The organism is Kitasatospora sp. NPDC101155 (assembly GCF_044768305.1).
In the GTDB taxonomy this organism is placed as follows: Bacteria; Actinomycetota; Actinomycetes; order Streptomycetales; family Streptomycetaceae; genus Kitasatospora.
Genome location: NZ_JBIWPN010000003.1, coordinates 218,510 through 241,539, shown reverse-complemented (window position 1 = coordinate 241,539; position 23,030 = coordinate 218,510). Strand labels below are relative to the sequence as shown.

At 72.9% G+C, this 23,030-nt stretch carries 22 protein-coding genes; 16 read left to right on the top strand and 6 right to left on the bottom strand.

Annotated features, from left to right (window positions below):
• Positions 1-4: 4 nt before the first annotated feature.
• The 3 genes from ACIRYZ_RS05795 to ACIRYZ_RS05785 form a co-directional block, all read right to left on the bottom strand.
• Complete coding sequence (locus tag ACIRYZ_RS05795; protein WP_402940019.1) at positions 5-547, bottom strand: SMI1/KNR4 family protein; 543 nt, start codon at positions 545-547, stop codon at positions 5-7.
• A gap of 176 nt (positions 548-723) precedes the next feature.
• The gene (locus ACIRYZ_RS05790; protein ID WP_402940016.1) at positions 724-1,161 is read right to left on the bottom strand and encodes a nucleoside deaminase; all 438 of its coding nucleotides are present in this window, start codon (positions 1,159-1,161) and stop codon (positions 724-726) included.
• On the bottom strand, positions 1,158-1,982 hold the full coding sequence (locus tag ACIRYZ_RS05785) for an LLM class flavin-dependent oxidoreductase (RefSeq protein ID WP_402940013.1): 825 nt from the start codon (positions 1,980-1,982) through the stop codon (positions 1,158-1,160). Before ACIRYZ_RS05785 ends, ACIRYZ_RS05790 begins: the two co-directional genes overlap by 4 nt.
• A 93-nt stretch (positions 1,983-2,075) precedes the next feature.
• Between ACIRYZ_RS05785 and ACIRYZ_RS05780 the strand changes: the two genes are divergently transcribed.
• Entirely contained in the window at positions 2,076-2,522 is a 447-nt protein-coding gene (locus ACIRYZ_RS05780; protein ID WP_393026563.1) for an Lrp/AsnC family transcriptional regulator, read from the top strand.
• 82 nt (positions 2,523-2,604) lie between these two features.
• On the opposite strand, the gene ACIRYZ_RS05775 is transcribed toward ACIRYZ_RS05780, so the two are convergent.
• Together ACIRYZ_RS05775 and ACIRYZ_RS05770 are read right to left on the bottom strand one after the other, a co-directional pair.
• A complete protein-coding gene (locus tag ACIRYZ_RS05775) occupies positions 2,605-3,183 on the bottom strand; it encodes a dienelactone hydrolase family protein (RefSeq protein ID WP_402940009.1) in 579 nt (192 codons plus the stop codon).
• Positions 3,184-3,317: 134 nt separating this feature from the next.
• On the bottom strand, positions 3,318-3,695 hold the full coding sequence (locus tag ACIRYZ_RS05770; protein WP_387620515.1) for an ArsR/SmtB family transcription factor: 378 nt from the start codon (positions 3,693-3,695) through the stop codon (positions 3,318-3,320).
• 122 nt (positions 3,696-3,817) lie between these two features.
• Between ACIRYZ_RS05770 and ACIRYZ_RS05765 the strand changes: the two genes are divergently transcribed.
• On the top strand, positions 3,818-5,098 hold the full coding sequence (locus tag ACIRYZ_RS05765) for an MFS transporter (RefSeq protein WP_402940006.1): 1,281 nt from the start codon (positions 3,818-3,820) through the stop codon (positions 5,096-5,098).
• A 166-nt stretch (positions 5,099-5,264) separates the two neighbouring features.
• Here the strand turns inward: ACIRYZ_RS05765 and ACIRYZ_RS05760 are convergent, their stop codons facing one another.
• Entirely contained in the window at positions 5,265-5,912 is a 648-nt protein-coding gene (locus ACIRYZ_RS05760) for a ScbR family autoregulator-binding transcription factor (RefSeq protein ID WP_393026549.1), read from the bottom strand.
• A gap of 234 nt (positions 5,913-6,146) precedes the next feature.
• On the opposite strand from ACIRYZ_RS05760, the gene ACIRYZ_RS05755 reads away from it, so the two are divergent.
• The 14 genes from ACIRYZ_RS05755 to ACIRYZ_RS05690 all read left to right on the top strand — a co-directional run bounded on the left by ACIRYZ_RS05755 (position 6,147) and on the right by ACIRYZ_RS05690 (position 23,028).
• A complete protein-coding gene (locus tag ACIRYZ_RS05755) occupies positions 6,147-7,109 on the top strand; it encodes a ScbA/BarX family gamma-butyrolactone biosynthesis protein (RefSeq protein ID WP_402940003.1) in 963 nt (320 codons plus the stop codon).
• A gap of 68 nt (positions 7,110-7,177) precedes the next feature.
• The gene (locus ACIRYZ_RS05750) at positions 7,178-8,419 is read left to right on the top strand and encodes an oxidoreductase (RefSeq protein WP_402940000.1); all 1,242 of its coding nucleotides are present in this window, start codon (positions 7,178-7,180) and stop codon (positions 8,417-8,419) included.
• Between the two features lie 11 nt (positions 8,420-8,430).
• Entirely contained in the window at positions 8,431-9,129 is a 699-nt protein-coding gene (locus tag ACIRYZ_RS05745; RefSeq protein WP_402939997.1) for an HAD family hydrolase, read from the top strand.
• A gap of 83 nt (positions 9,130-9,212) precedes the next feature.
• Complete coding sequence (locus ACIRYZ_RS05740; protein WP_402939995.1) at positions 9,213-9,866, top strand: TetR family transcriptional regulator; 654 nt, start codon at positions 9,213-9,215, stop codon at positions 9,864-9,866.
• A gap of 131 nt (positions 9,867-9,997) precedes the next feature.
• Positions 9,998-11,038: a LysR family transcriptional regulator gene (locus tag ACIRYZ_RS05735; RefSeq protein ID WP_402939992.1), complete on the top strand. Its 1,041-nt coding sequence runs from the start codon at positions 9,998-10,000 to the stop codon at positions 11,036-11,038.
• A 415-nt stretch (positions 11,039-11,453) separates the two neighbouring features.
• Positions 11,454-12,443 (top strand): NAD(P)H-dependent flavin oxidoreductase, encoded by a 990-nt coding sequence (locus ACIRYZ_RS05730; RefSeq protein ID WP_387620537.1) that lies wholly within the window; start codon positions 11,454-11,456, stop codon positions 12,441-12,443.
• A gap of 105 nt (positions 12,444-12,548) precedes the next feature.
• Positions 12,549-13,139 (top strand): YciI family protein, encoded by a 591-nt coding sequence (locus ACIRYZ_RS05725; protein ID WP_387620540.1) that lies wholly within the window; start codon positions 12,549-12,551, stop codon positions 13,137-13,139.
• Positions 13,140-13,251: 112 nt separating this feature from the next.
• Positions 13,252-14,682: an FAD-binding protein gene (locus tag ACIRYZ_RS05720; RefSeq protein ID WP_402939989.1), complete on the top strand. Its 1,431-nt coding sequence runs from the start codon at positions 13,252-13,254 to the stop codon at positions 14,680-14,682.
• 33 nt (positions 14,683-14,715) lie between these two features.
• Positions 14,716-15,651 (top strand): hypothetical protein, encoded by a 936-nt coding sequence (locus ACIRYZ_RS05715; protein ID WP_402939986.1) that lies wholly within the window; start codon positions 14,716-14,718, stop codon positions 15,649-15,651.
• The gene (locus ACIRYZ_RS05710) at positions 15,648-16,424 is read left to right on the top strand and encodes an alpha/beta fold hydrolase (RefSeq protein WP_402939983.1); all 777 of its coding nucleotides are present in this window, start codon (positions 15,648-15,650) and stop codon (positions 16,422-16,424) included. Before ACIRYZ_RS05715 ends, ACIRYZ_RS05710 begins: the two co-directional genes overlap by 4 nt.
• A complete protein-coding gene (locus ACIRYZ_RS05705) occupies positions 16,421-18,202 on the top strand; it encodes an isocitrate/isopropylmalate family dehydrogenase (protein WP_402939980.1) in 1,782 nt (593 codons plus the stop codon). The genes ACIRYZ_RS05710 and ACIRYZ_RS05705 overlap by 4 nt, the downstream gene beginning before the upstream one ends.
• Complete coding sequence (locus tag ACIRYZ_RS05700) at positions 18,195-19,055, top strand: DUF6282 family protein (protein WP_402939977.1); 861 nt, start codon at positions 18,195-18,197, stop codon at positions 19,053-19,055. The genes ACIRYZ_RS05705 and ACIRYZ_RS05700 overlap by 8 nt, the downstream gene beginning before the upstream one ends.
• 82 nt (positions 19,056-19,137) lie before the next feature.
• Positions 19,138-21,849: a phosphoenolpyruvate carboxylase gene (ppc, locus tag ACIRYZ_RS05695; RefSeq protein WP_402939974.1), complete on the top strand. Its 2,712-nt coding sequence runs from the start codon at positions 19,138-19,140 to the stop codon at positions 21,847-21,849.
• Positions 21,850-21,933: 84 nt separating this feature from the next.
• Entirely contained in the window at positions 21,934-23,028 is a 1,095-nt protein-coding gene (locus tag ACIRYZ_RS05690; protein ID WP_402939972.1) for an MBL fold metallo-hydrolase, read from the top strand.
• The last annotated feature ends 2 nt before the right edge of the window (positions 23,029-23,030 follow it).

Sequence of the window (23,030 nt, the reverse complement as noted above, 5' to 3'; positions counted from 1 at the left end):
CGCCTCAGACCTGCCACTCCTCGTCCGAGGGCCACTGCCGGACCCACTCCGCGAAGCCCCAGGCCTCCGGCCCGGGCACCGGGAGGGCGGCGACGTCGGACACCATCCAGACCTCGCCCCGCCGGGGCCCGGTCGTCACCAGCAACCAGAAGGACTGCCCGTCGTCCGAGCCGAGCACCACCGACCCGTGCAGGAACACCGCGTCGATCCGGGGGTCGTCCGGGTCGACGTCCTCGTCGTCCTCCCACAGCCAGGCCGCCTCCAGCGGGAAGGGCTCCCCCGGCCGCCGCTCACCCAGGTCCGGCCAGCCGTCGGGCAGCCACCCCAGTGGCTGGAGGCCACCGTCCTCCGCCGGGCCGAGGCTGCAGCCGTTGCTGATCTCCGCAACGAAGGTCCGGTACGGCTCCGGCAGGACGACGCCGTTCACCGCCTCCCAACGCGCGACGCCCTCACCACCCAGGGCCGGTTCCCGCCACTCCGGTGGGAAGGCGGTGCGCAGGGCATCGAGGACGGTTTCGTCGGGACGCTGGCCAGGGGTACGAGTCACGGCACGATGCTCGCAGAGGCCACCGACACCCCGGACTGCGGCAGCCCCTCGCAGACCGGCGGGGCGCGAACTCGCGCCCCGCCGACCGCCATTCGGCCCGACAGACCCCCGTCCCGTCGGGTTCCCTGATCGCGGCGCCGCCCGTCCTCGGAGCGAGCGCCCGCACCTCCCCGCCGTCAGGACGACCGGTAGTACGTCTCGATCGGCCCGCGCGCCTCCTCGGACAGCGCCGGGCCGTCCTGCCGCACCACCGGCCAGGCGCCCGACTCCGGGTTGAGCTCGACGAGTTGCTCGGTCGCCAGCGCGTACACCACCCGCCCGAGCCCGGAGCGGACGAGCGCCCCCGCGCACATGCCGCAGGGCTGGCAGCTGGTGTACATGGTCGTACCGGCGGCCTCCTGCGGGCTCAGCTCCCGGGCGGCCCAACGGGCGAGTTTGAGTTCGGGGTGCGCGGTGATGTCGTCGTCCCGCCGGACGGTGTTGTGGGCCTCGACCAGGACCGTCCCGTCCGGTGCGGCCAGCAGTGAGCCGTACGGCGCGTCGCCCAGTTCGACCGCCCGGGCCGCGACGGCGATCGCGCGCCGCAGCAGCGCCTCGTCGGCAACTGTGATCATGACTGTGCCTTCCTCTGGGCCTTCCAGTGTTCCGAAACCGTCACCAGAGCCTGCCACGCCACGTCGTACCGACGGGTCTCCTCCGGGTCCCCGTGGTACGGGTCCAGCACCACGGCCTCGGCGCCCAGCTCGCGCAGCTCCGCGAGGTCGCCCATCACCTGTGCCAAGTCGCCGACCCCGGCGGGCCGTTCGGGATCGCCCACCGGCGCGTCCGTCAGCCGCAGCGCGACCCGCGGCGCGAACCCCGGCAGCTCGTGCTCCGCCAGCACCGAGCGCATCCGCGCGATCGGCAGCCGCAGTGGGTGCCAGGCGTCGCCGAACTTCACGGCCCGACGGAGCGCCGCCTCGCTGTGCCCCCCGATCCAGACCGGCGGCGCGGCGGTGTCCCGCCCCTGCCAGGCCTCCCGGATCGACCCCAGGTACTCGTCCGTCAGCCGCCCCCGCGCGGCGAACGGCACCCCGAGCGCGTCGAACTCCTGCCGCGCCCAGCCGACTCCGACGCCGAGCACGAACTGCCCGCCGCTGAGCCGGTGCAGGCTGTCCGCCATCCGCGCCACCAGCAGCGGGTGACGGTACGGCAGCACCAGCACCGTCGTCCCGATCCTCAGCCGTCCGTCGGTCACCCCCGTCAGCCACGACAGGGTCGCGAACGGGTCGTAGAACGGCTCCGGGTAGCGCTCGGCCACGTCCGCGGTCACGGCCACGTGGTCCGAGACCATCAGCAGGTCGAACCCGAGGTCCTCCACCACCACCGCCCACGCGCGCAGCACGCCGGGGTCGGTGCCCGGTCCGAAGTTCGGTACGTTGACGCCAAGTTGCATGCCCCGAGGCTATTCCCGGGCACGCCGCGCCCGGAACAAGATCCTCCCGGTGATCACTACCATCCGCCGCGAATCTCCCGGTAATATCGCCCGGTGACCGCGAACCTCGACGACACCGACTGGGCGATCATCGACCAGCTCCAGCAGGAGGCCCGGATCTCCCTCAGTGAGCTGGGCCGCCGGGTCAACCTCAGCCCCTCCGCCACCACCGAACGGGTGCGGAATCTGGAGTCGCTGGGCGTCATCACCGGCTACCACGCCACCGTCGACCTGGCCAAGGTCGGCTACCCGGTGCTCGCCGTCGTCCGGCTGAAGTACCCGGGCAACCACCACCAGCCGCTGCACCGCGTGCTCGCCGACCGCCGCGAGATCCTGGAGTGCCTGCGCACCACCGGCGACGACTGCTACACCCTGAAGGTGGCCGCGACCTCCATGGAACACCTGGAGACCCTCGTCGACGAGCTCGCCGGCTTCGGCAGCACCACCACCAGCGTCGTCTACAGCCAGACCCTCCCCCGCCGCGGCCCCTCGCGCCCCTGACGGTCACCCCGCCGGTACGACCGGTACGACCGCCCCGGCCGGCACCGGGAGCGGCTCCCGAACCGGCCGGCCCGACGCCGGATCAGTCCTCCAGGTCCGCGAGGAAGTCCACCGCCGCCGCCCAGGCGCGCTCGGCGGCCTCCTCGTCGTAGTCGGGCAGCTCCGGGTCGGTGAACAGGTGCCCGGCGCCCTGGTAGCGGTGCACCTCGACCTCCGCGCCCGCGCGCCGCATCCGCAGGTACCAGGCGTTCAGCCAGTCCTCCGGCTCGTACGGGTCCGGGTCGGCCATGTGCAGCTGGACGGGGATCGAGGTGGCCGCGTCCTCCCGCAGGTCGGAGGTGCCGTGCAGGAGCAGCAGTCCGCGCGCCTTCTCGTCCGCGAGGGCCAGGTTCTGCGCGATCGCGCCGCCTAGCGAGAAGCCGGCGTACACCAGTCCGCCCCCGGAGAGCGGGGCGACGGCGGTGACCGCGCGCTTCAGCAGTTCGTCGCTACCGCCGATCTCCTCCTGATAGGCGCGCGAGGCCTCGGAGTCGTCGAAGGTCCGCCCCTCGAACAGGTCCGGGGTGTGCACGGTGTGCCCGGCGGCGCGCAGCCGGTCGGCGGCGGCGTGCACGACCGGGCGCAGGCCGTCGGCGGAGTGGAAGAGGACGATCTGGGCCACGGTTCGGGGTCCTTCACCAGACGAAATCAGCGGTACCCACCCATGATCCCCCATTCCCACCGACCTGCCCGGTCGCACGACCCGACGAGCCGACGGCCCCCGGCGGCCCTACGCCGCCGGGGGCCGAGCGCCGGTCAGGCCTGCGGGGTCCAGGCCGCGACCAGGTCGAGCAGCCCGGGGAACCGGGCGTTGAGGTCGTCCACCCGCACATGGCTGCGGCGCTCCAGCCCGTACTGGCGCTGGCGCGTCACCCCCGCCTCACGCAGCGCCTTGAAGTGGTGCGTGAGCGAGGACTTGGGACGGTCGAAGCCGAACCAGCCGCAGGAGTGGTCGAAGTCCTCCGACTCCAGCAGGAGTTTGCGGACGATGGTCAGCCGCAGCGGGTCGCTGAGCGCGCCCATCACGTTCTCCAGGCGCAGTTCCTCGACGGCCGGCTCAGCGAGCGGTTCGGGCAGGTCGGACGGCTCCGGAAGCACCTTGAAGGCGGGTGCGTCGGCCGTGGTCGTGGTCATAGGCAACTCCTCAACTCCTCATAACCCGGTTCCTATGCTGTACGACTTTCATCGTACTGCATGCTAAGTTCGACTCGACTCGTACTGCTGGAGAGCCAACAGTCAGATCGGGAGGAACCGTCATGTCCGAGACCAGGACCGCACCCGTCCAGGCCGTCAAGGAGGTGCAGCGCGCCACCAAGGCCACCACCACCACCCCCGCCGCCGCCGCCGCCAAGCCCACCGCCCCGCTGTGGTGGGTGTGGCTGGCCGCCTGGCCGGTCACCGCCGTCTTCGTCCTCTCGAACGCGGCCACGCCGCTGTACGTGTTGTGGCAGCACGACATCGGTTTCTCCAAGGGCACCCTGACCGTGGTGTTCGCGTTCTACATCGTCGGCCTGATCGGCTCGCTGCTGGTCTCCGGCGTGGTCTCGGACCGGATCGGCCGCAAGCCCGTCCTGCTCCCGGCACTGGCACTCGGACTCGCCGCCTGCCTGATCTTCGGAACGGCCACCAGCGTCGCCGCGCTGATCGTGGCGCGACTGTTCACCGGCATCGCGGTCGGCGCGGTCGTCTCGGCCGGCATGGCCGCGGTCACCGACGTCGCCGGGCCCGAGCGCAAGCGGGTCGCCGCCCTGCTCGCCTCCTGCGCGATGGTCTTCGGCGCCGGCCTCGGCCCGCTGCTCGCCGGTGTGCTCTCCGAGCTGGCCCCCGGGCCGACCGTCACCGTGTTCGTCGTCGAGGCCGTGGTCCTGGCCAGCGCCGTCCTGGTCGTCCTGCGGATGCCGGTGCGCCGCCCCGAGAACCGCGGCAAGGGCGCCTGGATCCGGGTGCCCGGCGTCCCCAGCGGCAACGGCCGTCAGCTCGCCCTCGGCATCGCGGTCTTCGCCCCCGGCATCACCGCCACCTCGTTCGTGCTCTCGCTCGGCCCGTCGCTGCTGTCCGGCCTGCTCGGCACCACCAACCGGATCGTCGCCGGCGCCATGGCCTTCGTGATGTTCCTCACCGCCACCGGCGTGCAGTTCGCCGTCCAGAAGCTGCGCCGCCGCACCATCCTGACGGCCGGCGCGGTGAGCACCATGCTGAGCATGGTCGCGCTGATCATCGCCGTGCACTCCCAGGCGGTCGCGGTCCTCGTCATCGCCGCGCTGCTGGCCGGCGCCGGCCAGGGCATGGGCCAGCTCGGCGGCCTGTCGCTGCTCAACTCCACCGTCGCGCCGCAGCGGCTCGCCGAGGCCAACGCCGCCCTCAACGTGGGCGGTTACATCCCGGCCGGCATCCTGCCCGTCTCAGCCGGCTACCTCAGCGACGCGGTGGGCCTGACCAACGGCGCCACGATCTTCGGCGCCGTGCTGACCGCCATCGCGGTGATCGGCGGCCTGGTGGTCCTGTCCACCAAGCGCGACGTGACCGACCCGGCCTGACCGGCCCGTACGAGACAGCACGCCCTCCCGGGGGACGGTGCACCGGCTGCCCAGCGGTGCACCGTCCCCCGGGCGTCTGCCGTTTCCGGCCGACGTCCGCCCACCGCGTCCACGGAGGGCGGACGTCCGCCGTTCACGGCAGACGGGCTTTGCGGACGGAGCCGGCTCACTCCGTCCGCAAAGCCCGGAACAAGAGATCGCTCAGATCGCGCCAACGCGCCACCACGTCGGCCCGTCCACTGAGAACGTCGGAGACATGCTGCGAACCGAAGAACGCGGACACCAGCGAGCGCGCCGCGTGCCCCGGCACGACGTCGGCCCGCACCTCGCCCGCCTCCTGCGCGGAGGTCAGCAGGGACTCCAGCAGGGAGACCCAGTCCACGTACGGGGTGGGCAACGCGACGTCGATCTGCGGCCGTTCGATCTGCAGCCGGGCACCGGCCTGAACGATCACGTCGTCCTGGAACGCGACGGACGCCCGGTCCAGCATCCGGGCGGCGGTCTCCAGCGGACCGAGGTCCTCCCGGGCGACCTCGTCGAGCATTTTCGGCCAACGCGCGTAGTGCTCCTCCACGATCGCCACGGCCAGGGCTTCCTTGGTCGGGTAGTGGAAGTACACGGCGCCCTTGGTCATCTCGACCCGGTCGGCGACGTCCTTGACCGACGTCTGGCGGAAGCCCCGCTCGGTGAACAGCTCGGCGGCCCCCATCAGGACCCGCTGCCGGGTTCTGGCAGAACGCTCCTGCTTGGGGTCGGAACCCCTCCGAACTGGGGCTTTGGGCGGGGCAAAGACGATGGCTTGCGGCTCCGGCATGTAGGCAATTCTCCGTCGTCGGTCGGCATGGCGCCGTGTCGGGTGGGCAGGGTGTCGCGGGTCGATCGTGTTCGGTCGTGTTCGATGACAAAAAACTTACCCCTCAAGATTCCTTCCTGAAGGTATATTTCTCGGCGTCGCCACGTGCCGCGTCGGGACGATACCGGCGCATGGGCTGGCACGGCGAGCCAGGAGGGGGATCTGCACATGCATGTCATGCCTGGACTTGAACTGATGACCGACCGTCCGGGGTCGGCGCACCACTGGAAGACCATGGAGTTCGAGCGCTGCGTCCCGCGGACGTCCGTCCACAAGGCGGCCGACGCGGAAGTCCTGCTCACGGACGCGCAGCGGCTCGGCCCCGACCGATTCGCGGTCGCCGCCCGCTGGGACCGCGACCACTACCTCGCCCACCACGGCGGCCCCGCGGCCGACCCGGTGATGCTGGTGGAGACCACCCGCCAGACCGCCATCCACCTGTCCCACCGCTTCCTCGACATTCCGTTCGGCATGCCGTTCGTGCTGAGCGAAGCCTCCGTCGACCTGTCCGAAACGCTCCCCCCGGCGGGGCCGGAGCACCTCTCCGTCGGGCTCGATGTCATCTGCCGCGGCCCCGCCGAGGGCGCCCGGCGCCTGCGCCTGGAGCTGGAGGCCGACGTCCTGGTCCGGCACCGAGTGATCGGTAGAACCCGGCTGCGCTGGGAGCCGATGGAGCCCAGCCGCTACGCCATGCTCCGCCGGCGCGGCGGCGGCGAGCCCCTGCCGTCGCCGCTGCCCGAGCCGCCCCGGATCCCGCTGTCGCCGGCCACCGTCGGCCAGCTCGCCGAGCGGGACGTACTGATCGCCGCCGACCCGATGCGGGCCAACGCCTGGTGGCTGCGACTGAACCTGGACCACCCGGTGCTGTTCGACCACGAGTCCGACCACGTGCCGGGCATGGCGCTGGTCGAGGCCTTCCGGCAGGCCGGCCGGGTCGCCGCCGCGGACCGCCGGCCGGGCGCGAGCGGCGTGACACTGCTCACGGTGAAGTTCACGGCCTTCGGCGAGCTGGACGCGCCGGTGGCGATCACCGCCGAGCCGACCGGCCTCGGCGTCTTCACCCTGCGCGCCCACCAGGGCGAGCGGGAACTCGCCCACGCCACGGTCCGCTGCGGCGCGGCCGAGCCCGCCCGCACCCTGCTGGGGGCGGCGTGCTGACCACCCTCGGGACCACTTCCCGGGCCACTTCCCGGGCCACTTCCCGGACAGCTCCCCCGACGACCCGAGTGGCCGCCCAAGGGGCCGTCCGAGCGCTCACCGACCTGACCACCCCCCGGAGCACCTCCCGGGCGACCCAAGGGGCCACCGACCTGACCACCCCGCTGACCACCGACCTGCCGGCCGCCGCCGAACCGCTGGACGGCCGGAACACCGCCGGCCCCCGGGAGGCGGTCAGCCTGCTCACCGAGCTCGCGCTGCACGACGCCCCCACCGCCGAGGAACAGCGCCGGCTCACCCCGCAGGTCGCCGCCGCTCTGGTCGACGCGGGCTTCCCGCGCCACTTCGTCCCGTCCCGGTGGGGCGGCACGGCCGGGACCTTCGCCGGGCTGCTCGCCGACGCCTCGGCCGTCGCGCAGGCCTGCGCCGCCACCGGCTGGTGCTCCGCCCTGTTCGCGGCGCACGGCCGGCTCGCCGCCTACCTGCCCGAGCAGGGGCAGCGCGACCTGTGGGCGCAGGGCCCGGACGTCCGGATCGCCGCCTCGATCGTCCCGCCGCAGGGCCGCGCCACCGAGGTGGCCGGCGGCTGGCGGCTGGACGGCGAGTGGCGCACGGCCAGCGGGGTCGACCACGCGGAGTGGGTGCTGCTGGCCTCCTGGACCTCGGGGCCGGACGGCCTCCGGGAGCACCGGATCTTCGCCGTGCCGCGCGCCGAGCTGACCGTCCTCGACACCTGGGACCCGGTCGGCCTGCGGGGCAGCGGCAGCAACAGCGTGGCGGGCGACGGCATCGTCGTCCCCGGGCACCGCTCGTTCACCCTGAGCGCGCTGCTGAGCCCGCTGCCCGACGCGGCCCGCTGCCACCGGGTCCCCTACCCGATGGTCGCCGGGCCGATCTTCGCCGCGCCGGTGCTCGGGGCGGCCCGGGCGGCGCTGCAGGCCTGGACGGACGAGTGCGGGCCGACCGCGCCGGGCAAGCCCGGCCGGAGCCTGCTACTGGCCGCCGCATCCGCACGGATCCACGCGGCGGGCTTGCTGCTGGAGTGCGCCGCCGACCGTGCGGACCACGGCGCGGTCACCCCGCTCTCGGTGGCCGAGAACCGCCGGGACGCGGCCACCGCGGCCGCGATGTGCCGGGACGCGGTGGACGAGCTCTTCCACGCCTCGGGCATGCGCGGCCAGTCCTCGGACAGCCGGGTGCAGCGCGCCTGGCGGGACGTCACGACCGCCGCCGGGCACGGCGCCCTGGACCTCGAAACGGCGGCCGGGGCGTACGCGGAAGCGGCCCTGGCGAGCCGGGGCGGGCGATGACGGGGCCGGCGATGACGGCACCGGCCCTGCGGGTACGCCCCGCGTTCGCCTTCTTCGACGTGGACGAGACCGTGATCGCCGAGAAGAGCCCGGTCGCGTTCTGGCAGTACTGGCGGGACCGGCACCCCGACCGGGTCGCCGCCGACCTCCCGGACCTGTCGTCCGAGGTCGCGGCGACCCCCGACCGGGAGGCGCTGAACCGCCGGTACTACCGGCGCTACGCGGGCGTGCCGCTGGCCGAGCTGGAGGCGGCCGGGCGGAGCTGGTACGAGGAGTACCGCCGCGGCGGTTCGGCCTTCGTGCTGCCCGCCCTCGCCGCCCTCGCCGAACACCGGGCCGCGGGCCGCGCGGTGGTGCTGGTCTCGGGCTCGATGCGCCCCCTCCTCGCCGCGCTGGCCCAGGAGTTGGGCGCGGCCCTGGTCTGCACCGAGCTGCTGGTGGACGCCGACGGGGTGTTGACCGGCGAGGTGCCGCGCCCGATGATCGGGCAGGCCAAGGCCGAGGCCGCGGTCCGGCTGATGCGCGAGCACGGCGCGGACCCGGCCGACTGCTTCGCGTACGGGGACCACGAGAGCGATCTCGCCCTGCTGCGCGCGGTGGGGCGGCCGGTGGTGGTGGGGGACTCCCCGCTGCTGAACCAGGAAGCGGAACGCTCCGGCTGGCCGGTGACCCCGGCCCGTCGGGGTCCGTTGGAGGCGGGACGCGCATGATCAGCTCGGCGGACCGGAAGGTTGAGACAACATTCCGTCCCGATGGTATGTATGTGCTCTCGCTCATCATGGAGGGTACGAACGTGGCGAAACAGGAACGGGCACGACGCACACGGGAGAAGGTTCTGACGGCTGCGGCCGAGGTCTTCGCCGGGCAGGGCTACAGCGGCACCACGCTGAACGCGGTGGCCGAGCGCATCGGGATGACCAAGGGCGCGCTGTACGGGCACTTCCCCTCGAAGAGGTCGCTGGCCGGGGCCCTGATCAACGAGTCCCGGCACGCCTGGGCGAGTCTGCGGGCCGAGCACGACGCCCCGGGCGCCGAGCCCGGGGCCGTCCTCGAACGCGTCGTGGTGGGTTTCGCCGGCCGGCTGCAGTCGGACGTGCGGCTGCGGGCCGCGCTCCGGCTCGCCGCCGAATGCCCGAACCTGGCACAGTCGCTCTCCGGTGTCCTCACCGAGATGCACAACGCCCTGACGGAACTGGTCCGCCGAGCCCAGCGCGGCAGCGGCTTCCCCGGCTACTCGCCGCAGCTGGTCGCCGCCTTGCTGATGATCGTGATGTACGGGCTGCTGAACGCTCCTGCCGGGTGCGCCGAGATCGCGGGCGCACCCGGCGGGCAGCCGCTGTGGCGTCTGCTGTTCACAGCACTGACGGGGAACGGAGGGGCGGACTCCGCCTGCCCGGAGGACGGTTCCGCGACAGGCCCCGCCTCGGGCCCTGTTTCAGGCCCGTAAAAAATACCTTCTGGAACGAATTCTTGTGTCATGCTGCACCGTGGGCCCCGACTCGCGCGGGGCCCACCGGGCGCACAACCCCTGCGCGGGGCAGGGGCGACACCGCTTGGTACGACGCTTTGGAGGAGCGGATGAGCGTGCTGGACGAGTGGACAGACCGACGCACCTCGACACACATGGGCCCCGACGCGCCCGGACCCGATCCGGCCGACGACGTCCTGCTCCGCGCGATGGCCGACGCCCGGGACGTCGACGATTTCGACATGCGACACCTCCGGTATTTCCTGACCGTGGTCCGCGCCGGCACCGTCTCGGCCGCCGCCCAGGAACTCCGGATTTCCCAGCCGAGCCTCAGCCAGCAAATTCGTCGGCTGGAACAGAGAATCGGTGCGGCACTGTTCATCCGAAGTTCCCGCGGTGTTGAACTGACCGCCGGCGGCCGGGCATTCCTCCGGGAAATCCAGGGAATTCCCGGCCAGCTCCGCTCGGCCATCGCCGCCGTCGCCCCGGCGCCACAGGTGTGGCCCGTCGGGGTGTGCGGCGGAATACCGGCCGAGGTCCTGATCGAGGTCCAGAACGGCCTTTCCGGGCGCCGCGTCCACAACGGCCACCAGGCCGCCCACCAGCCCGGCGCGAAGCTGCGGATGCGCTCGGTGGACGCCGCCGACCAGGGCGAGCTGCTGCGGCACGGCGAGATCTCCTTCGGCATCGTGCGCCTGCCCATCCCGGTGCCGCACGTGGTCTGCGCCGTGGTCCGGGACGAGCCGCTCGGCGTCGTCATGGCCCGCGAGCACCCACTCGCGACCCGGCCCGAGCTGACCCTGCGGGACCTCTCCCGGCAGCGCCTGCTCTGGTACGAGGAGGGCTGCGCGCCCGGGTTCGCCGAGTCCGTACCCGCGCACCTGGCCCGGATCGGCTGGAACACCGTGCTGCACCCGGCCGACCAGGACCAGCCCGCGCTGTTCCTGCACGCCCTGCGCACCACCGCGGACCTGGTCGCCCTGCGCCCGCGGCGCGCCGTGGAGCGCGAGCCGCACCTCGTGTGGCGGCCGCTGCCGACCCCCAGACCGCCGCGCGAACGCCTCGCCGTCACCGCGGTGCGGGGCAGCCACACCGCCCGCGTCCTGCAGGAGGTGTCCGCCGAGCGCGGCTGGCTGTTCCTCGCCGAGTAGCCCCCCCCCCGCCGGTCCGGCGCGCGCACCGCGCCGGACCGGCCCCTGACCGGCGTGTGATCCGGGTCTCCCCCACCCGGATCACACGCCTTTTCGTGTTTCCGTCGACCCCCCACTGTCCAGCCGGTATAGCACCGCCTTATGGCGGTCACACGGTTTACGTCTTGGACGCCGTTCGAATCCCCTGGCTAATGTCTTCACCAGAGCGCAGCACCGAGCAGCACCGGGCAACGAAGCTCAGTACGAAGCAGCTCAGTACAGCTCAGTACAACGCGGGCCCCCTTCCGAAACGGTTCCGATCCGTGGAATACCCCCGCCCCCACCGCGCGGAATTCAGCGTCGAATTCGCCGCGCCACCCGTCCTCCTCGGCCCGCCGGGCCGGGCCAGACAAACGAACCGGACCAAGGGAGCATCGTGATCTCGACCAAGCTGACGGAACTGCTCGGCATCGACCACCCGGTCGTCTGCGCCCCGATGGGCGGAGTGACCGGCGGCCGACTCGCCGGCGCCGTGACGGCGGCGGGCGGCCTCGGCCTCGTCGGCGTCAGTTACGGCGACCCGGCGTTCATCGACGAGCACCTGCCGCAGGCCGCCGAGACCGGCGGCGTCTGGGGCGTCGGGTGCGTCATGTTCACCTTCGACGAGCGGCCCGGCCTGTGGGACAAGGTGCTCGGCTACGCCCCGCCGGTCGTCGAGCTCTCCTTCGGCAGCGCCACCCAGGTGCAGAAGTACGTGGCCTCCGCGACCGAGGCCGGCTCCAAGGTCGTCGTCCAGGTGCACGACCCCGCCCAGGCCGCCATCGCCCTGCGGGCCGGGGCCCATGTGATCGTCGCCCAGGGCGCCGAGGCCGGCGGCCACCACGCCTCCCGTGCCACCCTGCCCCTGATCCCGGCCGTCCTGGACGTCACCCGGGGCCGGGTGCCGGTGGTCGCGGCGGGCGGTTTCGCGGACGGCCGCGGCCTCGCGGCGGCCCTCGCGCTCGGCGCCGACGGCGTGATGATGGGCACCCGCTTCGCCGCGACCGAGGAGTCGATGGCCTCCCCCGGCTTCAGGTCCCACCTGGTCTCCGCGAGCACCGCGGACACCGTCAACACCCGTTCCTTCGACGTCGTGCGCGGCATCCCGTGGGACCAGGTCTACACCGCCCGCGCCGTCGTCAACGACTTCACCCGCACCTGGACCGGCCGGGACACCGAACTGGCCTCCCGCCGGGGCGAGATCGAGCCCGCGTGGAACGCCGCCGTCGCCCGCGACGACACCACCCAGCGCGCCATGCTCGTCGGCGAGAACCTCGACCAGATCCAGGACATCCAGCCCGCCGCCCAGGTCGTCCACAGCGTCGTGGCCGACGCGGAGCGGATCCTCTCCGGGCTCTCCCGGCACCTCGGCGCCCCCACCGCCTGAACCCGCCGCCCCTCCCCCGTACCCCCGCCGGGCCCGCACCCGGCACCTCCCCCACACCCCCACACCCCCGACCACCAGATCCATCCACACAACCCGGAGAACCCGTTGATCCACGTACTGACCCTCACGTACCTGACCCCGCGTGAGACCGTCCTCGCCCACATGGCCGAGCACAAGGCCTGGCTGCGCGAGCACGGCGACCAGGGCCGCATCCTGCTCAGCGGCCCCCGCCCCGACGGCGGCGCCGTCATCATCACCGCCGACCTCGACGACATCCAGGTGCGCGAGCTCATCGAGAGCGACCCCTGGCACAAGCTGGGCATCGCCTCCTACGCCCAGCTCTCCTTCGAGGGCCGCAACGCGAGCCCCGGCGTGATCACCTCCCCGGTGCAGGACGACGGCGTCCTGCTGATCAACGTGGCCACCACCGACGACGCGGCCGCCAGCGTGGACGCGCTCGCCTCGGCCGTCGACCACGTCGCCGCCACCGCCGACGGCTTCCGCGGCTCCCGCCTGCTGACCAGCGTCGACGGCGACGCCATGGTCAACTTCGCGGCCTGGTCGAGCCAGGCGGAGTTCGACGCGATCTTCCAGGACCCGGAGTTCATGCGGCGCTACCAGGCCTTCGCCGAGACCACCACCGGCGCCAAGTTCCGGCTCTACCGCACCAGCCGGGTCATCACCCCCAACCGCTGACCCCGTACCAGCCCGCGAGAGCCCCGAGCGAACCCTCAGGCGACTCGCGAGGCCCCCGCAGGAACCCCTTCAGCAAACCCATTGCCTTCCACCCCACTTGGAGGAGAAGCACATGCCCGACGCGAACACCCAGGCCCAGTACGACCTCATCGTGATCGGCTTCGGCGCCGCCGGCCTGTCCGCCGCGCTGACCTACGCCGAGGCCACCGAGGGCCGCGAGACCCCGGCGAAGATCGCGATCCTGGAGCGCTCCAGCGAGGAGGAGCGCGGCGGCGCCACCCGCTGGACCGGCGCGTTCCTGCGGATCAACGAGGACAAGCAGCTGGACACCGACTGGGCCGAGCACGTCAGCCGGGTCTCCGGCGGCCTCGCCGACATCGAGTACTGCCGCACCGTCGAGCGCGAGACCAAGCAGACCCTGGAGTTCGTCGAGAAGCACGGCGTCGAGATCGCCTTCGAGCACTTCCCGCTGCCGCACACCTTCGCCGCCGGCCAGCCGTCCATGGCCAAGCCGGCCAGCCCCCGCGGCGGTGGCGCCTCGATCGTCGAGCACCTGGGCTCCGCCCTGGAGAACGACCCGCGCGTGGACATCCGTTACCGGACCGAGGCGCTGCGCCTGACCACCACCGAGGACGGCACCGTCGACGGCGTCCTGGTCCGCGGCGCCGACGGCCGCACCCAGCGGCTCACCGGCCGCGCCGTCGTGCTGGCCTGCGGCGGCTTCCAGGGCAACCCGGAGATGCTCACCCGCTACGTCGGCGAGAAGGCCTGCGACCTGCCGCTGATCGCCCCCGGCATCACCAACAACCGCGGCGACGCGCTGCGGATGGCCCTGGAGCTGGGCGCCGACACCGCCGGCCAGTTCGACGGCATCCACGCCGAGCCCGTCGACACCCGTACCAACAAGGCCGACTCGGTCCTGTACGGCTTCGCCACCGGCATCTTCGTCAACCGCAAGATGGAGCGCTTCTTCGACGAGGGCCGCGACACCTGGGACAACACCTTCGAGCACGTCGGCTACGAGATCTGGAAGAACCAGGACCAGGAGGCGTACTGGATCGCCGACGCCAAGACGCTGGCCATCCCCGGCATCATGACCTCGCTGCTCAGCGACGTGCCGCCGGAGCAGGCCGACAGCCTGGAGGAGCTGGCCGGCAAGCTCGGCATCGACGCCGAGACGCTGGAGAAGACCGTCGCCGAGTTCAACGCGGCCGTCGGCCCCGGCGAGTTCGACCCGACCCGGATGGACGGCAAGGCCACCGTCGGCATCGAGCCGAAGAAGTCCAACTGGGCCACCCCGCTGGACACCGCGCCGTTCATCGGCGTCCCGGTGACCTCCGCCATCTGCTTCACCTACGGCGGCATCCGCACCGACATGGACGGCCGGGTCGTCACCCCCTCCGGCACCGCCATCCCCGGCCTGTACGCGGCGGGCGAGGCCACCGGCCTCTTCTACCACGCCTACCCGCCGGCGACCTCGGTCCTGCGCTCGCTGATCTTCGGCCGGCTCGCCGCGCACCACGCCGCCGCCCAGCAGGCCTGATCCACCCCCCAATCCACTGCACCTGGAGGAACCGTGAGCATCGTCAACATCGACGTCACCCTCCGTGACGGCGGTTACCGCAACGGCTTCAACTTCCCCCTGGAATACGCGCTGAGGCACGCCAAGCTCAGCGTCGAGGCGGGCTTCGACTGGGTCGAGATCGCCTACCGCAAGGGCTCGCTGGTGCCGATCCCGAACCTCGGGCTCACCGGCCGCGGCGACGACGAGTTCATCGCCGCCGTCGCCCGGGAGGTCGGCCCGGACCGGGTCGCGATGATCCTGCACCCGAAGAACATCACCGAGCAGGACCTGCCCGCGATGTACGCCGCCGGCGCCCGCCTGGTCCGCATCATCCTGCCGTCCAAGGGCTACGAGAAGGGCCTGGAGTACATCCGCCAGGCCAAGGAGATCGGGTACACCGTCGGCGTCAACTTCGCCCGAATAAGCCAGTGGTCGGGCCGCGGCGTCGTCGAGGTGGCCACCGCCGCCACCGACGCCGGCGCGGAGTTCGTCTACCTGGCCGACTCCAACGGCAGCCTCTCCCCGGTGGACACCACCGACCTCACCACCCTGACCAAGTCGGTCACCGGCGGCCCGGTCGGCCTGCACGCCCACAACAACCTGGGCCTCGCCCTGTCCAACGCGATCAGCGCGGTCGCCGCCGGCGCCACCTGGATGGACTCCTCGATCCAGGGCATGGGCAAGGGCCCGGGCAACCTGATCGCCGAGCAGTGGCTGGCGCACCTCGACCGCACCGACGCCGAGGCCTCCGCCCGCCTCCACCTGGGCCACGCCCTGGAGCTGGCGGAGCTGCTGCTCGCCACCGTCCCGGAGGGCACCCCCTCCCTCCCGCTGCCGGACCTGGTCCTGGGCCGCTACGACCTGCCGGTCGAGCACCGCAAGGACGTGGTGGGCGGCAGCCACCACGAGGGCATCGCCACCGCGCGCACCCTCGCCACCGTCCGGTGACCACCACCGGACGCACTGTGCCGGCGGCGGTCTTCGGACCGGAGACCGCCGCCGGCGCGGCACACGCCCTCGTCCTCGCCCCCGTCACCCCCCGCTGGGACGGCGGAGCCTTCTTCACCCCCGTCACCCGGGCGCTGGCCGAGGCCGGCCTGCGGGTGACGGTGGTGGACACCCTCTCCGCCTGGGGCGAGGAGATCGACTCGCTGGCCGCGCTCGCCGACCGCTGGCGTCAGCTCCTCCCCCAGTACGGCCCGGTGGACCTGCTCTGCGGGAACGCCCTCGGCGGAGCGGTGGCCCAGGCCCTGCTCCCCCACCTCGCCCCGCACACCGCGGCGCTGCTCGTCTCGGGCCCGGCCCGCAGCTCCACCGTCCTGGAGGCCAGGCTCACCGAGATCGCCGACCTGGCCGCCAGCGGCCGCTCCGGCGAGGCCCTGGCCCTGCTCAACCGGCGCGTCCAGCCGCACGACCGCCGATTCGAACCGGGGGCCGACACCCCCGAACCGCACGACCCGGAGGCCGGGCGCCGCCTCGCCGCCGGGATGCGGATGCTGTGCGGCATCGACCTGACCGACGCGGTGCGCGCCCACCCCGGCCCGCTGCTGCAGATCGTCGGCGGTCACTCCCAGCTGGTCGGCCACCGCCACACCGCGGCGGCCGACCACCACCGGGTGCACGTCATCCCGGGGGCCGGCATGCGCCCCCACTTCGAACGCACCGCAGAGGTGTCCGCCCTGGTCGGCACCTTCCTGCAGGAGAAGGGACTCAGCACATGAAGAGCGTCGCGGTACTCCCCGGCGACGGCATCGGACCGGAAGTCACCTCCGCGGCCCTCGACGTCGTGGACAAGCTCGGCCTCCAACTCGACCTGCGCTTCGGCGAGATCGGCTGGGAGTGCTGGCGCCAGGAGGGCAACCCGGTCCCCCAGCGGACCTGGAAGCTGCTGGAGGAGACCGACACCTGCCTGCTCGGCGCCATCACCAGCAAGCCGCTGCGCGAGGCCGAGGCCGAACTGCCCGCCGAACTGCGCGGCACCGGGCGCACCTTCGTCTCCCCGGTCATCCAGCTGCGCCAGCGGCTGAGCCTGTACGCCAACATCCGCCCGGTCATCGACCTGGTCGACGGCCGCTTCGACTTCACGGTGATCCGCGAGAACACCGAGGGCCTGTACGCCGGCTACGACTTCCACGGCCTGGACGACGCGCTCTGGAACGTGGTCCGCGACCACCCCAACGCCCAGGCCTCCGGCCCGGATTCGAGCAGCGTCACACTGCGGCTGCAGACCCGGTTCGGCATGGACCGGCTGCTGCGCCACGGCTTCGAGTACGCCCGCTCGCACGGCTACGACCGGCTCACCCTGGTCGACAAGCCCAACGTGCTGCGCCACAGCAGCAACCACCTGCGCGAGCGCCTGGAACTGATCGCCGGCGAGTACCCGGAGATCGAGACCGAGATCCTCAACGTCGACGCGATCGCCCTGTGGCTGGTCCGCCGGCCCGAGCGCTTCGGCGTGCTGGTCGCCGAGAACATGTTCGGCGACATCCTCTCCGACCTCGGCGCCGGCGTCATGGGCGGCCTCGGCCTCGCCCCCAGCGGCAACATCGGCGACCACGGCAGCTACTTCGAGCCGGTGCACGGCAGCGCCCCCGGCATGGCCGGGCAGAACCGCGCCAACCCGATGGCGATGGTGCTCACCGTGGCCCAGATGCTCGACCACCTGGGCCTGCCCGTCCCCGGCGGCGAACTCCGGGCCGCCGTCCGGGCGGTCGCCAAGCGGCGCACCACCGTCACGTACGACATGGGCGGCACCAGCGGCACCCGCGAGGTCGCCCTGGCGGTCGCCGAGGAGCTCACCGCGGACGAGTCCCCCGAGTCCCCCGAGAACGTGGTGGACCGGCTCGCCCGCCTCGACACCGCCTCCGTCTCCGACGCGCTGGACAGCCTCGGCGTCGGCGGCGTGCTGGCCGGCATCGCACCCCGGGTGCCCGGCGCCCGCGCCGCCGGCCGCGCCTTCACCGTCACCTACCAGCCCGTCGACAGCACCGCGGAGGGCTTCCGCAACGCCGCCAACTACCTGGACGACGTGCCCGAGGGCTCCTTCGTGGTGGTCGACAACGCCGGCGACACCAGCTGCACCAACTGGGGCTCGCTGCTGACCAAGCTGGCCCAGCGCCGCGGCGTGCGCGGCACCGCCCTGCACGGCTCGGCCCGCGACATCGCCGAGATCCGCGCCGCCGGGTACCCGCTGTTCAGCACCGGCGCCACCATGGTCAGCGGAAAGAACCGGGTGGAACTCGCCGCCACCGGCCGGGACGTCGTCATCGGCGCGGTCACCGTACGGCCCGGCGACATCGTCGTCGCCGACGACAACGGCGCCCTGGTGGTCCCCGCCGAACACGCCGCCGAGGTCGCCGAGCGGGCCGAGCGCGTCGAGCGGACCGAGAGCGCCATCGCCGAGGCCGTCGACGCCGGCCTGCGGCTCGACGAGGCCCGCCGCCGGTACGGCTACGCCAAGCCCTGGGACGACGGCGGCGCCCAGCAGTCCCATGCGTGACCCGGCGGGGAGCGTGGTGGTGGACCTCCACTACCACGCCGGCCCCGACCTCTACCGCCGCCGCCTCACCTCCCTCGGCGCGGGCCGGGCCTACCAGGACGTCGGCGGGTGGGTGGTGCTCAAGAGCCACCTCAGCTCCACCGCCGCGCGCGCCTGGGAGGCCCGCCAGGAGGGGCTGCCGGTCTCCGGCACCCTCGTCCTCAACGAGCTGGCCGGCGGCGTCCGGCCCCGGGCCGTAGAACAGGCGGTCTACGCCCACGGCCCGGACAGCCCGGCCCGCCTGGTCGTCCACCTGCCCACCCTGGTCGGCCACACCCACTGCTCACCGCTGCGCCGCACCCCGTTCCACCCCCTGCTCGACCCCGAACAGTGGCGGACCCGCCCGGTCCTCGACGACGACGGCCGGCTGCGCCGGGACGTGCGCGAGGTGCTCCGGGCGGCCCGCGACCTGCCGGTCGCGGTGGCCACCGGGCACAGCGACCGGGAGTCGGCGCTGCGCATCGTGGACGAGGCGGTGCGGCTCGAACTGCCCCGGCTGCTCCTCACCCACGCGACCCACCCCATGTCGGGCTTCACCCCCGACAACCTGACCGACCTGTCCCAGGTGCCCGGCCTGTACGTCGAGATCACCGCGCTGACCCTGTTGCTGGGACACCGCGACGCCGGGCACCTGAGCGAGCTGGTGCACGCCCACCCCCGGGTGCTGTTCAGCTCCGACCTCGGACAGCCCGACCAACCGGACGTGAAGGAATGGCTGGACCTGAGCACGCAGTGGTTCCGGGCCGCCGGCCTGACGAACCGGGAGATCCGGGCCATCACCTGGGCCAACCCGGTGAACCTCCTGACGCCTTGAACGGACCTTCAACACTCCCCGATCAGGAGCAGTCTTGACATCCTCCTCCGGCTGAAGCCGGAGGTATCCACGGAGGTATCAGATGAACGCCCGTACCGACCATGCCGCGCTGCACGCGGACCTCCGACACCTCGCGGACCTGCTCGACGAGACCCTGGTCCGTCAGGAGGGCCCCGAGCTGCTCGGCCTGGTCGAGCAGGTCCGCCTGCTCAGCCGCACCGACGGAGAGGCCACCGCCGAACTGCTGCGCGGCATCGGGCCGGCGACCGCGGCCAACCTGGTCCGCGCCCTCGCCACCTACTTCCACCTGGCCAACGTCGCCGAACAGGTGCACCGCGGCCGCGAACTGCGCGCCGTCCGGGAACGGGCCGGCGCCGCCCTCGCCCGCGTCGTCCAGCAGGCGGCGAGGGAGGCGCCGGAGGCCCTGACCCGGGCGGTCGAGCACCTGAACGTCCGCCCGGTCTTCACCGCCCACCCCACGGAGGCGGCCCGCCGCTCGGTCCTCACCAAGCTGCGCCGGATCGCCGAACTGCTGGAGACCCCGGTCCCCGAGGCGGACCGCCGCCGCCACGACGCGCGGCTCGCCGAGACCATCGACCTGATGTGGCAGACCGACGAGCTGCGGGTGGTCCGCCCCGAGCCCACCGACGAGGCCCGCAACGCCGTCTACTACCTGGACGAGCTGCACGCCAACGCGGTCGGCGACGTCCTGGAGGACCTCGCCGCCGAGCTGGAGCGGGTCGGCGTCCGACTGCCCGACGGCACCCGGCCGCTGACCTTCGGCACCTGGATCGGCGGCGACCGCGACGGCAACCCCAACGTCACCCCGGAGGTCACCTGGGACGTCCTGATCCTCCAGCACGAGCACGGCATCAACGACGCCCTGGCGATGGTCGACGAGCTGCGCGGCCTGCTCTCCAACTCCATCCGCTACACCGGCGCCACCGACGAGCTGCTCGGCTCGCTGGAGCACGACCTGGCCCGCCTGCCCGAGATCAGCCCCCGCTACAAGCGGCTCAACTCCGAGGAGCCGTACCGTCTCAAGGTCACCGCGATCCGCCAGAAGCTGGTGAACACCAAGCACCGGCTCGCCGAGGGCGGCAGGCACGAGGAGGGCCGCGACTACCTCGGCACCGCCGAACTGCTGCGCGACCTCACCCTGGTGCAGACCTCGCTGCGCGAGCACCGCGGCGGCCTGTTCGCCGAGGGCCGGCTGGACCGTACGATCCGCACCCTCGCCGCCTTCGGCCTGCAACTGGCCACCATGGACGTGCGCGAGCACGCCGACGCCCACCACCACGCCCTCGGCCAGCTCTTCGACCGGCTCGACGAGGAGTCCTGGCGCTACGCCGACATGCCCCGCGACTACCGGCAGCGGCTGCTCGCCAAGGAGCTCACCTCCCGCCGGCTGCTCGGCCCGGCGCAGCTGGACCGGGCCGGGGAGAAGACCCTCGGGGTCTTCCACACCGTCCGCCGGGCCCTGGACTCCTTCGGGCCCGAGGTCATCGAGTCGTACATCATCTCGATGTGCCAGGGCGCCGACGACGTCTTCGCCGCGACCGTGCTGGCCCGCGAGGCCGGCCTGGTCGACCTGCACGCCGGCATCGCCAAGATCGGCATCGTGCCGCTGCTGGAGACCACCGACGAGCTGAAGGCCGCCGACACGATCCTGGAGGACATGCTCTCCGACCCGTCCTACCGGGCGCTGGTCGCCCTGCGCGGGGACGTCCAGGAGGTCATGCTCGGCTACTCCGACTCCTCGAAGTTCGGCGGTATCACCACCTCCCAGTGGGAGATCCACCGGGCCCAGCGCCGGCTGCGCGACGTCGCCCACCGCTACGGGGTGCGGCTGCGCCTCTTCCACGGCCGCGGCGGCACCGTCGGCCGCGGCGGCGGCCCCTCGCACGACGCGATCCTCGCCCAGCCCTGGGGCACCCTGGAGGGCGAGATCAAGGTCACCGAGCAGGGCGAGGTGATCAGCGACAAGTACCTGGTGCCGTCGCTGGCCCGGGAGAACCTGGAGCTGACGGTCGCCGCCACGCTGCAGGCCTCCGCGCTGCACACCGCCCCGCGCCAGGCCCCCGAGGAACTGGCCCGCTGGGACGCCGCGATGGACGTGGTCTCCGACGCCGCGCACGCGGCCTACCGCGCGCTGGTGGACGACCCGGACCTGCCCGCCTACTTCCTGGCCTCCACCCCGGTCGACCAGCTCGCCGACCTGCACCTGGGTTCGCGGCCCTCGCGCCGCCCGGACTCCGGCGCCGGCCTGGACGGCCTGCGGGCCATCCCCTGGGTGTTCGGCTGGACCCAGTCCCGGCAGATCGTGCCGGGCTGGTACGGCGTCGGCTCCGGGCTGAAGGCGCTGCGCGAGGCGGGTCTCGGCGGTGTCCTGGAGGAGATGCACGAACAGTGGCACTTCTTCCGCAACTTCGTCTCCAACGTGGAGATGACACTGGCCAAGACGGACCTGCGGATCGCCCGGCACTACGTGGAGACGCTGGTGCCCGCCGAGCTCCAGCACGTCTTCGCGGCGATCGAGGCCGAGCACGACCTGACCGTCAGCGAGCTGCTGCGGATCACCGGTGAAAGCGAACTCCTGGACGCCCAACCGGTGTTGAAGCAGACCTTCGAGATCCGCGATGCCTACCTCGACCCGATCTCCTACCTCCAGGTCTCCCTGCTCAAGCGCCAACGGGACGCGGCCGCCGCGGGCGAGGAGCCGGACCGCACGCTCTGCCGGGCCCTGCTGCTGACCGTCAACGGGGTCGCCGCCGGCCTGCGCAACACCGGCTGATCCCCACCCCCACGAAGCCGGCCCCACGAAGCCACCCCCCACGTACTCCCCACGAAGGCCCCTCCCACACAAGAAGGCCCAGCCATGACAGAGCCCCCCGAACACCCAGGCGCCCCCTCCCGGCGCGGCGTGCTGCGCAGCGCCGTCGTCGCCGGCGCGGCCCTGGCCGTCCCGCTCGCCGGCGGACTCCCCCAGGCCGAGGCCCGGGAGCGGACGCCGGCCCGGGAAGAAGCCCGGACCCGGGCAGAAGCCCAGCCCCGGAAGCCGTCACAGCCCTCCGACCGGATCGGCTCGCTCGGCGACCAGTCCGCCGTCCGCACCTTCACCCTGGGCGACGTCCGGCTGACCTATGTCGTCGACGCCGCCATGGAGTTGGACCGCACCGGCTTCCTGCCCGCCGTCCCCTCCTCCTACTGGGCGGAGCACCCCGAGGAGGTGGCGCCCTCCGGCCGGATCGCCACCTCGGCGGGCGGCGTCCTGGTCGAGCGGGGCCACCGCCGGCTGCTGATCGACGTGGGCCTCGGCGCCAACATGCTCCCGCCGTCGCTCGGTGTCTCCCGCGGCGGGGCACTGCTGCGCACCCTCCGGGCGCTGCGGGTGCGGCCGGAGACCATCGACACCGTCGCCTTCACCCACCTGCACACCGACCACACCGGCATGGGCTTCGTCACCGCGCCGGGCCGGGCGCCGCGCAAGGCGTTTCCGCGCGCCGGCTACCTGGTGGCCGGGGCCGAGTGGGAGCCGTTCTGGGAGCACCAGGTCAAGGTCGGGGCGCCGTCCTGGGACAGCTTCATGGTGCCGATGTCGAAGGTGCTGCGCCGCTTCGACGACGGCGCCCAGGTGTGGCCCGGCGTCACCGCGCTGATCACCCCCGGCCACAGCCCCGGCCACACCACCTTCGTCGTCTCGACCGGCGGCGGGCGGCGGATCCTGGTGTTCGGCGACGCCTTCCACACCCCGGCCCAGGTGGCCCACCCCGAGTGGCCGTCCGGACCGGACACCAACGTCGACAAGGTGCTGAAGGCCCGCCGGACCCTGCTGGCCGAGCTGCGCAAGCCGCACACCTACGGCTTCGCGTTCCACTTCGGCGACCAGGCCTTCGGCCGGGTCGGGGAGGACGGCCGCTGGCACCCGGTGCCCGCCCGGGCCCTGCTGCCCACCCCGATCCAGTTGCCGTAGTC

Coding starts and splice junctions, on each gene's coding strand:
- ACIRYZ_RS05790 (WP_402940016.1), bottom strand. CDS start 1,161: ATGATCACAGTTGCCGACGAGGCGCTGCTGCGGCGCGCGATCGCCGTC.
- ACIRYZ_RS05785 (WP_402940013.1), bottom strand. CDS start 1,982: ATGCAACTTGGCGTCAACGTACCGAACTTCGGACCGGGCACCGACCCC.
- ACIRYZ_RS05770 (WP_387620515.1), bottom strand. CDS start 3,695: ATGACCACGACCACGGCCGACGCACCCGCCTTCAAGGTGCTTCCGGAG.
- ACIRYZ_RS05765 (WP_402940006.1), top strand. CDS start 3,818: ATGTCCGAGACCAGGACCGCACCCGTCCAGGCCGTCAAGGAGGTGCAG.
- ACIRYZ_RS05760 (WP_393026549.1), bottom strand. CDS start 5,912: ATGCCGGAGCCGCAAGCCATCGTCTTTGCCCCGCCCAAAGCCCCAGTT.
- ACIRYZ_RS05755 (WP_402940003.1), top strand. CDS start 6,147: ATGACCGACCGTCCGGGGTCGGCGCACCACTGGAAGACCATGGAGTTC.
- ACIRYZ_RS05745 (WP_402939997.1), top strand. CDS start 8,431: ATGACGGCACCGGCCCTGCGGGTACGCCCCGCGTTCGCCTTCTTCGAC.
- ACIRYZ_RS05735 (WP_402939992.1), top strand. CDS start 9,998: ATGAGCGTGCTGGACGAGTGGACAGACCGACGCACCTCGACACACATG.
- ACIRYZ_RS05720 (WP_402939989.1), top strand. CDS start 13,252: ATGCCCGACGCGAACACCCAGGCCCAGTACGACCTCATCGTGATCGGC.
- ACIRYZ_RS05705 (WP_402939980.1), top strand. CDS start 16,421: ATGAAGAGCGTCGCGGTACTCCCCGGCGACGGCATCGGACCGGAAGTC.
- ACIRYZ_RS05700 (WP_402939977.1), top strand. CDS start 18,195: ATGCGTGACCCGGCGGGGAGCGTGGTGGTGGACCTCCACTACCACGCC.
- ppc (WP_402939974.1), top strand. CDS start 19,138: ATGAACGCCCGTACCGACCATGCCGCGCTGCACGCGGACCTCCGACAC.
- ACIRYZ_RS05690 (WP_402939972.1), top strand. CDS start 21,934: ATGACAGAGCCCCCCGAACACCCAGGCGCCCCCTCCCGGCGCGGCGTG.